The 13,127-nt window shown below is 71.5% G+C and carries 8 protein-coding genes; 7 read left to right on the forward strand and 1 reads right to left on the reverse strand.

Annotated features, from left to right (window positions below; all coding sequences use genetic code 11):
• Position 1: 1 nt before the first annotated feature.
• The 5 genes from Q664_RS33515 to Q664_RS33535 all read left to right on the forward strand — a co-directional run bounded on the left by Q664_RS33515 (position 2) and on the right by Q664_RS33535 (position 8,616).
• On the forward strand, positions 2–2,395 hold the full coding sequence (locus Q664_RS33515) for a hypothetical protein (RefSeq protein WP_043404934.1): 2,394 nt from the start codon (positions 2–4) through the stop codon (positions 2,393–2,395).
• Positions 2,392–5,184, forward strand: coding sequence for a DUF1998 domain-containing protein (locus Q664_RS33520; RefSeq protein ID WP_043404938.1), 2,793 nt, complete (start codon positions 2,392–2,394; stop codon positions 5,182–5,184). Before Q664_RS33515 ends, Q664_RS33520 begins: the two co-directional genes overlap by 4 nt.
• Before the next feature lie 30 nt (positions 5,185–5,214).
• Positions 5,215–6,681, forward strand: coding sequence for a serine/threonine protein kinase (locus Q664_RS33525; RefSeq protein ID WP_043404940.1), 1,467 nt, complete (start codon positions 5,215–5,217; stop codon positions 6,679–6,681).
• Positions 6,682–6,699: 18 nt separating this feature from the next.
• Positions 6,700–7,992 carry a serine/threonine-protein kinase gene (locus Q664_RS53025; protein WP_052518992.1) on the forward strand — a complete coding sequence of 431 codons (1,293 nt, stop codon included), beginning with the start codon at positions 6,700–6,702 and terminating at the stop codon, positions 7,990–7,992.
• A 159-nt stretch (positions 7,993–8,151) separates the two neighbouring features.
• Positions 8,152–8,616, forward strand: a complete 465-nt coding sequence (locus Q664_RS33535) for a hypothetical protein (RefSeq protein WP_152622486.1) — start codon at positions 8,152–8,154, stop codon at positions 8,614–8,616.
• A 9-nt stretch (positions 8,617–8,625) separates the two neighbouring features.
• On the opposite strand, the gene Q664_RS33540 is transcribed toward Q664_RS33535, so the two are convergent.
• On the reverse strand, positions 8,626–10,032 hold the full coding sequence (locus Q664_RS33540; RefSeq protein WP_043404945.1) for a pyridoxal phosphate-dependent decarboxylase family protein: 1,407 nt from the start codon (positions 10,030–10,032) through the stop codon (positions 8,626–8,628).
• Between the two features lie 90 nt (positions 10,033–10,122).
• Between Q664_RS33540 and Q664_RS33545 the strand changes: the two genes are divergently transcribed.
• Positions 10,123–11,238, forward strand: coding sequence for an acyl-CoA dehydrogenase family protein (locus Q664_RS33545; RefSeq protein ID WP_043404947.1), 1,116 nt, complete (start codon positions 10,123–10,125; stop codon positions 11,236–11,238).
• Positions 11,239–11,298: 60 nt separating this feature from the next.
• Positions 11,299–13,095 carry a hypothetical protein gene (locus Q664_RS33550; protein ID WP_043404949.1) on the forward strand — a complete coding sequence of 599 codons (1,797 nt, stop codon included), beginning with the start codon at positions 11,299–11,301 and terminating at the stop codon, positions 13,093–13,095.
• Positions 13,096–13,127 lie beyond the last annotated feature (32 nt).

The following is a 13,127-nucleotide window of genomic DNA, read 5'->3' on the forward strand; positions in this document are numbered from 1 at the left end:
CTTGGACGCCGCCGTCTCGTACCCCACCGTCCTGCTCGGACTGGGGCGCTTCGGCCAGGAGGTCATCGGCCGCACGCTCCAGTCCCTGGAGGCCTCTTCGCCCCTGCTGGGCGTGCTGCGCTGCGAGCCCTCGGGTGTGGCCGCCGGGCTCCAGCCCCTGCTGGAGGAGTTGCTGCGCGCGGGCCGTGGCTCGGGCGAGCGGCGCGATCAGCGGTTGGATGTGATCGCCTTCGGTGCCGCGCTGCAGGGCGGTGACGAGGACCTGCTCACCGCGTGCGAGCAGGCCGCGCGTCTGCTCGCCGAGGGCTACGGCACCATGTTCCCTCCGGACCGGCCGCCGGAGCAGCGCACCGCCACGTTGCACCTCGTGGTGCAGGTGCCCGCGCTGTCGAGCCCCCGCGCGTCCGTGGTCTTCGCGCGGCTGGCCGCCCTGGAGAGCTGGGCCCGGGCCCGTCCCGTGTTTCCCCTCCTGGCCCGCATCTGGGTCGTGTCCCAGCAGACCGCCGCGGGCACCCTCTCCTCCGAGGAGATGGTGTCCACCTGTGCTTCCTTCGCGCTCGGCATGGTGGCCTCGGGGTTGCGCACCGAGGACGAGGTGTCCCGCCGCATGGCCCACCCGGCCCGCGACGAGGGCCTCGTGAGCTTCGTCTCGCTGGCCTCCGTGGAGCTGCCCGAGTCCCGCCTGCGCACCTATGCCGCCGCCCGGGCCGCGTATGACGGGCTCGGTGTGCTGGTGGAGCGCGTGCAGCAGCCCGGGACCGATGCCACCCTCGCCATGGGCGCCGTGTCCGCGCTCCAGTACGACCGGTGGCTGGCCCCCTTCGTCGAGGGGCAGGCCGCGCAGCTCTCCCGGCGCCTCGCCGCCGAGTTGTCCCGCTCCCCGGTGGACCTGCCCGCGGAGATCCGCGTGGGTCCGCTCGATACGCCCGAGGAGATCCGCGCCAACCACTCCGGGCTCTTCAAGCCGGCTTCGGTGGAGACCTCGCCCACCACCGTGGACCAGGCCCGCACCGACGAGACCTTCCGGGCCCTGGACCGCGCCGAGGCCGAGGTGGCCACCTCGGTGGAGCAGGGCATCCAGGCGGTGTTCGACGCCTCGCTCGGGCCCTCGTCGGGCTTGTCCCAGTTGCCCTCCGTCGAGCAGGGGCTCAAGCGTGTCATCGCGCAGCTCCACGACGAGCAGGCCCAGGAGGACGCGACCCTGCGGAAGCTGGACCCGTCCCAGCCGGCGGGCCCGCCGGTGGACCCGCACCGCGAGGAGCTGGAGAAGGCCCTGCTGGAGTTGCCCTCGAAGCGCATGGCGCTGGCGGCCGCGGCGGCGCTCGCGCTGGCCGTGCTGCTGGGCGTCTCCTTCGGCACGCTGTCCCTGCTGACTCCGGCCGCGCCCCCGGGCGGCACCACGCTCTCGAGTCCCCAGCTCTCGACGACGGCCCCTCCGGCCGCCACGGGCTTCGACTGGCGCGAGGCCCTGCCGTGGATTCTCGGCGTGCTCGCCTCGGCGGGTGCTGGAGCCGGGTGGCTCTACTTCGTGGGCAACCACACCCGGAAGGAAGTGCGCCGCGTACTGAAGCTCCGGCGGGACGCGCTGGAGTCCCTGGTCAGCCGGGGTGGGGGAGGGCGGCGCGCGAAGCAGGCGGAGTTGCAGCTCGTGGTGCGCCGCAAGCGGGCTCGCCGTGGAGCCATCCTCGCCCTGGAGAACGCCGTGGCCCGGCTGCACGCCGTCCGCCACGCGTTGCTCGAGGCGAGGGATCGCAAGCGGCAGGAGTTGCTGGCGCTCGGGGTGACTCCGGCAGCCGAGGCCCGGTTGGATGACCTGGGGCCGTTGATCGGCGCGGGAGGGCTGCTCCATGGCTCACTCGTGCCTCCGGAGGTCATCAGCCGGTGGATTGCTTCCCGGCGGGAGATTTCCGAGGACCGCGTCTGGGCGGACCGTCTCCTCGAAGGCGCCTGGCCCGAGGGCGGACTGCTCGAGGATGTGCCGTGTGGCGATCCCGAGCGCATCGCCGAGCTGAGCCGGCGTCAGGTGAAGCCGATGGCCGAGCGCAGCGTGCTGGATGATCAAGAGGCGGGCGTGCAGGCCGCGGATGTGCTGCGCGACTTCGGCTCGCGGATGGGGGCGGTGCTCGCTCCGCCGTGCCAGCCGTTGAACGCACATGGGGATCCGGTGCTCGGCGTCCGTCCCGGCGAGGGCTTCGTCATCGCTCCGTCGGCCGGGCGCGACACGCTCGACGCGGGGCTCCGGGACATGCCCACGCGGCTGCCCATCCTCTGGTCTCCCTCCCAGGCCGCGCGCGTCATCTTCCTGCGCACCTGGGAGGGCATCACCGTGGAAGAGATGTCGCGGGGGGCCCGTGCCACCCCGCAGCCCGTGGCGGTTCCGCGAGGTGCGCGATGACGCTGCAACTCCCGCATCTGTCGCAGCAGCTGACGACGATCCTCTACCTGCTGGTCTGGGTGCTGTTGCTCGGCACGCCCGTGTTCGCCTGGGCCCTGGCGGCGCTCGTGGTGGGCTCCGGTCCCAATTCGCGCTGGCGCCGGGCCGCTCTTCCCGTGGGCAAGGCCGTCCTCGTCACCCTCGCGCTGGTGCTCATCACCCGGCTGGTCGAGGCCGCCAGTGCCTCCATGCAGGGCGGGCCGCTCGGCTGGCTCCATGCGCTCACGGCGCTGCCCCAGAGCACGACTCCGGGCGTGCCCCAGGTCCAGTTCACCTGGTTCCCCCTCGACGCCGTCCTGCTGCTCGCTCTGCCCCACGCCGTCGCCTTCGTCGTCGCGACGCTGGTGTTCGCGTTCCAGGAGGCGGGCCACAAGAGCCTCACGTCCTTCCGCGTTCCGCTCGCGGATCCGCTGGCGCTCGTCCTGGTGGTGGTGCCGGTGCTGGCCCTCATCGCGGTGGATGCGCCGTGGCGGCAGGACAAGCCCCGCACGCTGCTCGACCTGGCCGCCGTGCTGCCCATGCTGAGCGTGGCGCTCGCGGTGTGGACGCGCTCCGAGCGCCTCGCGCCTCCGCCCGCCAAGGAGGAGGCTCCCCAGCCCCAGACTCCCGCTCCGCTGCGCGCGGATGTCCCGGGCATGTGGCGCAAGCTGGGCGCCCTCGACTCCCAGGCGCGTCCGCTGCTCGCGACGCCAGGCACGAGCACCCCGGAGCCCGCTCCGGCCTGGAGCGTCGCCGCGTGGCGGGACGCGGGGGCCATCGGGGCTCCACCTCGCGCGCTGGAGGAGATCGCCAATGCGTGGGGCTCGCCCAACCAGGGCTGGCTCGTGGGCGACCTGCCGGACCCCACGGAGCGCTACTTCCTCATCTCGTGCGTGATGCTGGCGCTCCAGCGCGAGGGCCTGCCGTGCATCGTCATCAGCGATGAGCCGGAGGCGCTGCGCGACGCGGTGCTGGAGGCCATTGCCCGCAGTGGCTCGTGGCCCTCGGGGCCGCTGCTGGCCGGCGAGGCGGCGATGCGCGAGGCCTTCGCGGGCAACCGGATGCCGGCCGCCGTCTTCCTGGACGTGGAGCAGTTGTCGGCGGGAGGCATCCGCGCGCTCTCCGAGACGCGGGGAGGCTGTGGCCGGCTGTGGGCCCGTTCGGTGGGGTTGGTGCTGCTGTCGCGCGTGGACCGGGGGACGCCGCTGGCCTCCACGCACCGCATGTTCACGCTGCGGCGGCTGGAACTGGCGCTGTCGGCGGCCGGGGCGCGGTGGAGTGTGCTGGCCACGGGCGTGGGAGGCGGAGGCACGCGGGGGTTGGTGGAGCAGATGTTCCCCGGCATCTCCGTTCGTGAGGTGCCCTTCACGCCGCGCACCGCGGCGCCCGTGCGCGTCTGGCGCGTGGTCGAGGGTTTCCGGGTCCAGCCCGGCACGCCGTGGGTGCGCCGGGCCCTGGAGCCGGTGGTGGGGGCGAAGCTGCCCGCCGCCGTCGGAGACCCGGGTGGGGCGTTCGACCTCAAGGCGGTGGACTTCTGGGGCGGCGAGCTGCGCTTCGTTCGCGATGTGTCCCTCTTCGGTGTGGCCTCCGTGGGCACGCTGGACGAGGCGTGGCTGGTGGCCGCGTACCGGGCGCTCCCCAACCGGGTGCCGCTGGCGGAGGGGCAGACACATGACGCGCTGTGGGGCCTCGCCGACAACCCGGTGACGCGCTTCCTCACGCGGGATGGCAACCTGGACGGGCTGTCGAGCCACGGCATGTTGATGCCGCCACGGGCGCTCGTGGGCTACCACAACGGCGCGCTGGCCACGTCGCACCTCAAGGCCGCCATGCAGGAGGGCTCGCAGGACGTGGAGTCCCTGGCCGCCGTCTTCGGCCGCTCGCGCGTGGAGCAACTGCTGGGGCCGAAGTTCCGTCCCGAGCGCCACGTGGTGCGGCTGGCCGCGGGCCGCCCGGCCGTGCGCAGCCCCGTCGTCCCGGCGGGCATCGCCGAGGCCGTCAATCCGCTGCGGCGCACCGTCAGCGAGCAGGTGGTGCGCATCCTCGACGTGCACAGTGGCCAGCTGCTCACCGAGGTAGATCGGCTGCTGGTGGAGACGCGCTACTACCCGGGCCGCGTGTTCGCCGTGGGCGACTCGCGCTACGAGGTGCCCCTGCATTCGCTGGACACCAAGCGCAATGAGCTGCGCGTCAAGCCGGTGCCCAACGACAGGCCCCTCACGAAGCCGCAGCTGCGCATCCAGTTCGAGTCCGCCACCGTGGTGGAGTCTCCCCAGACGGTGCGTACCGGGCGGTGCGTGTACCAGGTGTGCACCCTGGATGCGACGGTGGTGGAGAGTGTCACCGGCTACTCCCAGCTGGGACGGCCGGGCCGGGTGGACGTGGCCGCGGTGAGCTGCCGCTACCGCACCCGCGTGCGCGGCGTCTTCTTCCCCGCGGCCACCACGCCCCAGGTGCTCGTCCACCTGGCGCGCTCGGCGGACGGGGTGCTGGTGGCGCACCTGCTCTCCAATGACGAGGACATGGACGTGGTGCCGGTGGGGCCGGGCATGTTCCCGGACGCCCCGGCCGGCATCGTGGTGGTGGACCGGCATCTCCAGGGCATGGGCGTGGCCGAGGCGCTGGACCTGGCCCTCATCGACGACACGTTCAAGTGGGTCCGGGCCATCCTGGCCAACTGCAAGTGCCCCAATGGTTGTCTCGAGTGCACGCCCCAGGACGTGCTCGCGTCCGGCCCCGACAAGTCGGGTGTCCTCGGGCTGCTGGGATAGGCGGATGCAATCGCCATGGCGGGTGAGCGTATGCGTGATGACATGAACATCCTCCAGCCCGGAACGCAGCTGGATGGCCGTTACGAGGTGGTCCGGCTGCTCGGTCAGGGCGGCATGGCCGCCGTGTATGAGGTGCGCCACCTCGGGCTGCACAGCACGCACGCCCTGAAGGTGCTCAACGAGAACCTGTCGCTCAACGATGACATCCGGGGGCGCTTTCTCGCCGAGGGCCGCATCCAGGCGCGCCTGCGCCACCCGCACATCGTCCAGGTGACGGAGATCGTCACCACCCCGGTGGCGGGTCTCGTCATGGACTACATCGAGGGCCCCACGCTCGGTGAGTTCTGCCGCGGCCAGGGGCTGGAGCCCCGGGTGCTCCTCGAGGTCTTCCTGCCGGTGCTGGACGCCATGGAGGAGGCCCACAAGCGCGGCGTCGTCCACCGCGATCTCAAGCCGGACAACGTCATCATCGGCAAGGATAGCCGGGGCCGGCTCCAGCCCATGGTGACGGACTTCGGTATCGCCAAGGTGGAGGAGGGCCCGGGCGGCAAGGCGCGCACCCAGGCCGGCGCCCGCATGGGCACGCTGTTGTACATGAGCCCGGAGCAGATTCGCGGGGCCGGTGAGGTGGATGCGCGCACCGACATCTTCTCGCTCGGCGCCATCCTCTACGAGGCCGCCACCGGGAAGGTCGCCTTCCACGCGTCGAGCGACTTCGACACGATGAAGAGCATCGTGGAGGGCACCTATGAGCCCCCCGAGCGCGTCGTGGGCGGCATGCACCCCGTTGTCGCCGGCTGCATCCGCAAGGCGCTGGCCGTGGACCCCGCCGAGCGCTTCCAGGACTGCGCCGCCTTCCGCGAGGCCCTGGAGAACGCCTTCGAGGCCGGCGCACAGGCGCCCCAGAAGCCGTCCCGCTCCTACGCGGTGACCCAGGTGGAGAACCCTCCGGCGAAGACTCCGTCCACGCCTCCCGCCGGGGTGAAGCCCGGGACGGACCCGGACGCGTACGCGCCAACCTACGTGGCGGATACCGGCCGTTTTCCGAGGGCCGATCGCGTTCCGGATACCGGGCGGTTCCCGACGGCTACTCCGCCGCCTCCCACTCCACCGCCCACTCCGCCGACGCCCCAGGCGATCGCGCCAGTGGCTCCTGCCCCGGTCCAGAGCGCTCCGGTCAATACCGTCCGGGTGAGTCAAAGGCAGGTGGTACAGGCCTCCTCTCCGGCGGAGATGACTCGATCCGAGGTCTCGCCCGGAGTGGCCGTGCTGCTGAACCTGTTCTGCTTGTCCGGCGGAGGGCAGATCTACAACGGCCAGACGGCCAAGGGAGTGCTCGGCCTCATTGGATCTCTCTTCGTCATCACGAGCATCTTCTCCTCGGGACCCTTGGGCGCCTGTTTCTGGCTCATGTGGTACGGCGCGTTCATCGTGGATGCGTACAGGGTCGCCTCCAAGCGCCAGCGAGGGCTGCGCGTGGGCCCCTGGGAGTACTAGCTGGAGTAGAGTCGCGCCATGTTGAGCCCGGGGAATGTGGTCGAGCGCTATGAGGTGGAGCGCGAGCTGGGTGGCGGCGGCATGGCGCGCGTCTACAAGGTGCGCCACGTGGCCCTGGGCAGCGTCCATGCGCTCAAGGTGCTGGACCCCGAGCTGGTGGGCAACGCCGAGCTGCGCGCCCGCTTCCTGGACGAGGGCCGCATCCAGGCGCGCCTGAGGCACCCGAACATCCTGGTCATCACGGACGTGGTCGTGGCGCCCGGTGTCGCGGGGCTCGTCATGGACTACCTGGAGGGGGAGTCGCTCGACAAGTACCTGGCCAACGCGAAGCAGCCTCCGGGCGCGGACGAGGTGCGCGACATCTTCCGGCAGGTGCTGGCGGCCATGGGGTTCGCCCACCAGCACGGCGTCATCCATCGGGATCTCAAGCCCTCCAACATCTTCCTGGAGCAGGTGCACGGCCGGCGGGTGGTGCGGGTGCTCGACTTCGGCATCGCCAAGGTGTCCGACGCCGAGGGTGGGCCGGTGGCGCGCCCGGGCTCGCGCATGGGCACGCCGCAGTACATGAGCCCGGAGCAGATCCGCTCGGCGGAGGAGGTCACCGTCCGCTCGGACATCTTCTCGCTGGGCGTCACCCTCTACGAGCTGGCCACCGCGCAGCCGTGTTTCCAGGGCGAGAGCGACGCCGCCATCATGGAGAAGATCGTCCGGGGGGAGTTCATGTCCCCGGGCGTGGTGCATCCGGGCATCGAGCCAGGGCTTCGCGCGGCCATTGTTCGGGCGATGGCCCTGGAGCCGGAGCGGCGCTTCGCTTCGTGCGCGGAGTTCTCCGCTGCTCTGGATGAAGCTCTGGCGGCCCCGCCTCGCGTGGCGACGCCGATGCGTGTTCCCGTGACGCGTGCCCCCGAGGCGGCTCCGCGGTTCCAGGAGTCCGAGGGGAACGAGCCCACGTTCGTGCCCATGCCCGCCGCGAGGGCCGCACCGGTCAACCCGGCGCCGGCGCCCGTCATGGAGAAACCCAGGCCCGCGCCCGCCGCCCGTCTCGCCGAGCCGAAGCCCGCGGCACCCATCGAGAAGAAAGCTCCGAAGCTCGCGAAGAAGCCCGCGCCTCCACCCCAGGAGGAGACAGAGGCGGAGGAGGCTCCACGGCGTGGCAAGCCCTGGCGCTGGGTGGTGCTCTTCGCACTCGCGGGGCTGGCGGCCATGTTCGGCTCGGCGCTCATCGGAACGCTCTCCGGGGGCTCCTCGCAGTCCGCGCCGAAGGCTCCGGTGACGCGGCCCGGTGGCTCGACGGGCACCCGCTCGCGCTGAGCGGAAGACACCGTAACGCCTTGGACCCGGCACTCCGCTCCGGGGCACCGCTTCATTTCGGACAGAACCCGCGATGGGCAGGACGTGCCGGGGCTCGCCCGCACGGCGTCACTGGCAGAATGTGCCGTGAGACGAGGGATGCACGAAACGGGGGCCGTCATGAGCGGGTCGCGCTGTTTCGCTTCGTTGGATGACTCGCACTGGCCGCTGCTCATCACCCGTATCGTGGGAGAGGGGTCGAACCAGGAGTTCGACGACTACCTCGTCCGCTCCACCCGCTCCATGGAGCGCGGGCAGACGCACGTGCTCGTCGTCGACCTGAGCGATGCCGTGGGCATGTCGCCCGAGCAGCGCAGACGGCTGGAGCAGTGGTCTCGGGACCATGACGAGGTCATGCGGCGGACGGTGGTGGGTGCCGCCTACATCACCTCCACCGCGGTGGTCCGGCTGGCGCTGAGCGTCCTCCTCTATGTGCGGAGGCCGTCCTATCCCTACATCATCGTGACTCGGGAGGAGCATGCGCTCGAGTGGGCCATCAAGCGGCTGGAGGACGTGGGGCTGCACGCGTCCGCCGGGCGCATCCGGCGCGACCTGGGGCTGCTGTCCCAACCTCGCGCCGGTTAGCCGGGCCCCTCACGCGCCCTGGAGCTCCTTCGCGGTGGCGAGCACCTCCGCCACCACCGTCCGCACGTCCTCCGCCGTGGTGCGGTGGTTCACGAAGCAGGCGCGCAGGGCGAAGCGTCCCGACAGCGTGGCGTTGGAGAGGTAGACGCGGCCCCGCGCGTTGAGGCGTGCCATCAGCCGGGTGTTGAAGGCGTCGCGCTCGGGCTCGGCCAGGTCCGCGACGTAGCGGAAGCACACCGCGCTCAACGGCACGGGCGCGAGCAGCTCCAGCTTCGGCTCCGCCCGCACCAGCTCCGCCAGCAGTGAGGCGTTCTCCAGGTCCTTGCGGATGGCCTCCCGGAAGGCGCGCAGCCCGTGGTAGCGCACCGACAGCCACGGCTTGAGCGCGCGCGCGCGGCGGGACAGCTCCAGGGACTCGTCGAAGAAGGCGAAGCCCTCCACGCTGTCCGAGCTCATGGTGCGCACGTAGTCGCCGGAGAAGGTGAAGGCGCGGCGCGCGGCGGCGGCCTCCCGGTAGAGCAGCACCCCGCAGTCCACCGGCTGGTAGAGCCACTTGTGTGCGTCCATGGAGAGCGAGTCCGCCAGCGCGAGCCCCTCGAAGCGCTCGGGGACGGCCATGGCCGCCAGCGCGCCGAAGGCTCCGTCCACGTGCATCCACAGCCCATGCTTCCGGGCGATGGCCGCCACGTCCTTCAGCGGATCCACCGCGCAGGTGTTGACGGTGCCCGCGGTGGCGACGACGGCCAGCGGGCGTCTGCCGGCGGCCACGTCGTCGGCGATGGCGCGCTCGAGAGCGTCGGGGCGCATCCGCCACTCGGCGTCCGTGGGGATGAGGCGCAGGTTCCTGCGTCCCAGGCCGAGCAGTGCCAGGGCCTTGGGGATGGACATGTGTACTTCCGTGGAGGCGTACACCACCCCCGAGGGCGAGCCCTCCTCGTTCGCCGGGGCCTTCGCCTCGCGCGCCATCGTCAGGCCCATGAGGTTGGCCGAGGAGCCACCACCCGTGAGGCTCCCGGTGAAGCCGTGGCAGCCCACCGCGGCCGCCAGTCCCCGCACCACCGCGCGCTCCATGCTCACCATCGTGGGGGACGAGCGCCACGCGGTGACGTTCTGGTTCAGCACGCCCGCCAGGTAGTCCCCGAGCGCGCCCACCGGCTCGCCCGAGCCGAGCACGTACGCGAGAAAGCGCGCGTTGCCCGCACGGGTCCCGGCCATCACCGCGCCCAGTGCGTCGAGCGCCCCGTCCTTCAGGCCCTCCTCGGGCAATCCCTCGGCGAAGAGCGCCTCGGTGGCGCCGCCGGTGGTGGCGGGAGCGATCGCCCGGGTGTCCAGCTCCGCGAGCCACTGCTCGGCGAGGGTGGATACACGGAGGGCCAGACGCCGGAAGTCGTCGGTGGTCAGCTCGAGGGGATTCATGGGGTGGCCCTCTTACCAGATTGTCCCTTGCCCTTTCCGTCCCATGGATTGCTACCCTCGGCGCCTCTTTACGCCCGAGGAGCCGGACCCATGCACTCCATCGAGAGCATCATTTCCGAAGTCATCGAGCCCAAGGCCATGGAGGTGGACCGGTACGGCGTCTACCCTCGGGCGGCGATGGACGCGCTGGGCAAGGCGGGTCTGCTGGGGCTGCTCAGCGCCAGGGAGGTGGGCGGAAGAGGCGAGGGGCTCCGGGCGGCGGCGGCGCTGGTCGAGCAGGTGGGCATGGCATGTGGCTCCAGCGGCATGGTGCTGTGCATGCATTTCTGTGGCGCGGCGGTCATCGAGCAGCACGGGCCGCGAGACATCCGCGAGGCCATCGCCGCGGGGCGCCACGTGACGACGCTGGCGCTGTCGGAGGCGGGCTCGCGCAGTCACTTCTGGGCGCCGGTGAGCACCGCCCTCTCCGTGCCCGAGGAGGACATCGTCCGGTTGGACGCGGACAAGAGCTGGGCCACCTCCGCGGGCCAGGCCGACAGCTACGTCTGGTCCAGCAAGCCGGTGGAGGCCCGGGGCATGAGCTCGCTCTGGCTGGTTCCGGGCAACGCCCGCGGGCTGTCGTTCCCCGTGGCGTTCGATGGCATGGGCCTGCGGGGCAACTCCTCCAGCCCCATCGTGGCGCGGGACGTGCGGGTGCCCCGCTCGGCGATGCTCGGCAAGGACGGGGGTGGGTTCGACATCATGATGAGCAACGTGCTGCCCCACTTCCAGGTGCTGGGCTCCAGTTGCTACCTGGGCATCATGGAGGCCGCCACGCGCAAGGCGGCGGCGCACGTGACGAAGACGCGGCTGCTCCACACCGGGCAGTCCCTGGCCGATCTCGCCACCATCCGGGCCTACCTCGCCCGCATGCGCATGAAGACGGACCTGGTGCGCGGGCTGATCCGCGACACGCTGGACGCTCTCGAATCCAAGCGCGAGGACGCGCAGATGCGGGTGCTCGAGGTGAAGGCCGCCGTGGGCGAGCTGGCCCCCGAGGTGACCGAGCTGGGCATGCGCGTGTGCGGTGGCGCGGCGTACCGCAAGGAGGTGGGCATCGATCGGCACTTCCGCGATGCCAGCGCCGTCACCGTGATGTCGCCCACCACGGATCTGCTCTATGACTTCATCGGCAAGGCGATGACCGGAATGCAACTCTTCGACTGACACTTTCCTCCCATTCCCGAGTGCCTAGGTTTGTCTCGGGGATTACGGGGGAGGGGACGGATGGTGGGTTTTTCGACGGCGCTGCTCGCGACGGTGCTCGCGAGCCTCGCGCCCGTGGTTCCGGTGAGCGGTGGCAACGCGCTCACCCTGCCGGCTCAACGACATGCGGTGCGCATCGACACGGGAAGCGGACGTCCGCCCACCTGGTTGCTCACCGTTCAGCAGGGAGGCGCGGAGGGGCGGGGGTTGTCGTTCTTCCGCTCGGACGATGGGGGGCGCACGTTCCGCTTCGCCGCGGCGATCCAACCGGACGCCAGCCACGCGGACCGGGCCGAGGTGCTCGCGGTGGGCCGGGACGTGGCACTCGTCTACTCGTTCGAGGCGCCCAAGCTGACGGCCTCGCGCCGGCACGACGTGTACTTCCAGTGGTGGCGCTACCGGCCGGAGACGCACGACTGGGCACCCCAGCCCGCGGTGCGCGTCTTCGATGCCGATGACACCACGGCCTACTCCCGGGCGCTGCTCGCGCGCGATTCGCGAGGCAGGCTGTGGGTGCAGGCCTTCCGCCTGGACTCGGATGGGGGCTCCACCGCGGTGCTGTCCGTCTCCGCCGATGGGGGCGCGAGCTTCCAGCGGCAGGCGAACCTGGGCCGGGTGAAGCGCCGGGGCGGTGGGCGGTTGCTGAGCCTCGGCTCGAAGCTCGTGTTCATCTACGCCATGCATGACGGCTTCGAGCCCACGCGTCTGCGCATCCGCGATGACGCGGAGCCGCTGGACTCCTGGAGCTCCGTGCGCGACGCCTTTTCCGAGGGCATCTACCACGGGGCCGCGCTGAGCGCCGTCGCGGATGGCCGGGGTGGCATGCACCTCGTCTACAAGGACGAGTCCGAGCGCCTCTACCACCGCCACTTCAATGGAAGCACGTTCGGCCCGCGCACGTTGCTGGAGGGCTCGAGCGACTGGGCGATGCAGGCGGCCACCACGCGCATCGGCGACACGCTGTACGTCTTCTACAACACCCTGCGCGAGCCCAACGTGAGCTACGAGGTGCGCGCCCGGGTGCTGAAGGACGGGCGCTTCAGCGAGCCGGTGGTGCTCGACTCGCGGCGGACCTACAAGGGCTACCCCAACGCCCTGGAGACCTTGCCGGAGGGGACCTCCGAGGTGCCCTGCTTCTTCGGAGATGCCCCCGACGCCAACTCGCGCGGGTACGTGAGCCGCGTGGCCCTCGCGGTGCCGGGAGGAGGCGGGGAGGAGGAACCCCCGGACGAGGACGAGGAGGTGCCCGGGTCCGAGCCGGAGCCCGGTGAGCTCCTCTTCGGCGACACCTTCCCGCGCACTTCGTCGAGCGGCCTCGGGAGTGACTGGAGGCTGAGCGGGCTGTGGCTGACGGATGGGCGGCGCGCGGTGAGCGACCTCGACAACCCGGAGGGGGACAACCTCGCCCTCGCGCTGCCCTCGCGCTGTGCCGACTGCCAGGTTCAGGTGCGGCTGCAGGCCTTCGGCGCGGACGAGGCGGGCCTCGTGGTGCGCGCCGAGGGGGATGCACGCTATGCGCTCGTGCTGTTGCCGCAGGGGCGCATCCAGTTGCGCCGCTACCGGGGTGGAAGTTTCACGGTGCTCGGCGAGGCCGCGAGCGGCCTGGCGGCTCCCTGGGATGCCGCGACGCTCTCCCTGTCGGTGTGGGGCGCGGGCCCGGTTCGGCTCTCGGCCTCGGTGGAAGGGCAGGTCCGCCTCCGGGTGACGGACGACGACGCGGCCGCGCTCACGGGAGAGGGAAACGCGGGACTCGCCACGCCCATCGCGGGTGTCTGGTTCGACGATTTCCTGGTGCGCGTGCTCGGCACCGCGCCATGACCCTCCCGGGTGGGTGTTGGTTGATGGACGGA

It is taken from the genome of Archangium violaceum Cb vi76, assembly GCF_000733295.1.
In the GTDB taxonomy this organism is placed as follows: domain Bacteria; phylum Myxococcota; class Myxococcia; order Myxococcales; family Myxococcaceae; genus Archangium; species Archangium violaceum.

What these genes read in the sequence shown, in the direction of transcription:
- Q664_RS33520 (WP_043404938.1), top strand. Translation starts at nt 2,392, where the DNA reads ATGACGCTGCAACTCCCGCATCTGTCGCAGCAGCTGACGACGATCCTC.
- Q664_RS33525 (WP_043404940.1), top strand. Translation starts at nt 5,215, where the DNA reads ATGCGTGATGACATGAACATCCTCCAGCCCGGAACGCAGCTGGATGGC.
- Q664_RS53025 (WP_052518992.1), top strand. Translation starts at nt 6,700, where the DNA reads ATGTTGAGCCCGGGGAATGTGGTCGAGCGCTATGAGGTGGAGCGCGAG.
- Q664_RS33535 (WP_152622486.1), top strand. Translation starts at nt 8,152, where the DNA reads ATGAGCGGGTCGCGCTGTTTCGCTTCGTTGGATGACTCGCACTGGCCG.
- Q664_RS33540 (WP_043404945.1), bottom strand. Translation starts at nt 10,032, where the DNA reads ATGAATCCCCTCGAGCTGACCACCGACGACTTCCGGCGTCTGGCCCTC.
- Q664_RS33545 (WP_043404947.1), top strand. Translation starts at nt 10,123, where the DNA reads ATGCACTCCATCGAGAGCATCATTTCCGAAGTCATCGAGCCCAAGGCC.
- Q664_RS33550 (WP_043404949.1), top strand. Translation starts at nt 11,299, where the DNA reads ATGGTGGGTTTTTCGACGGCGCTGCTCGCGACGGTGCTCGCGAGCCTC.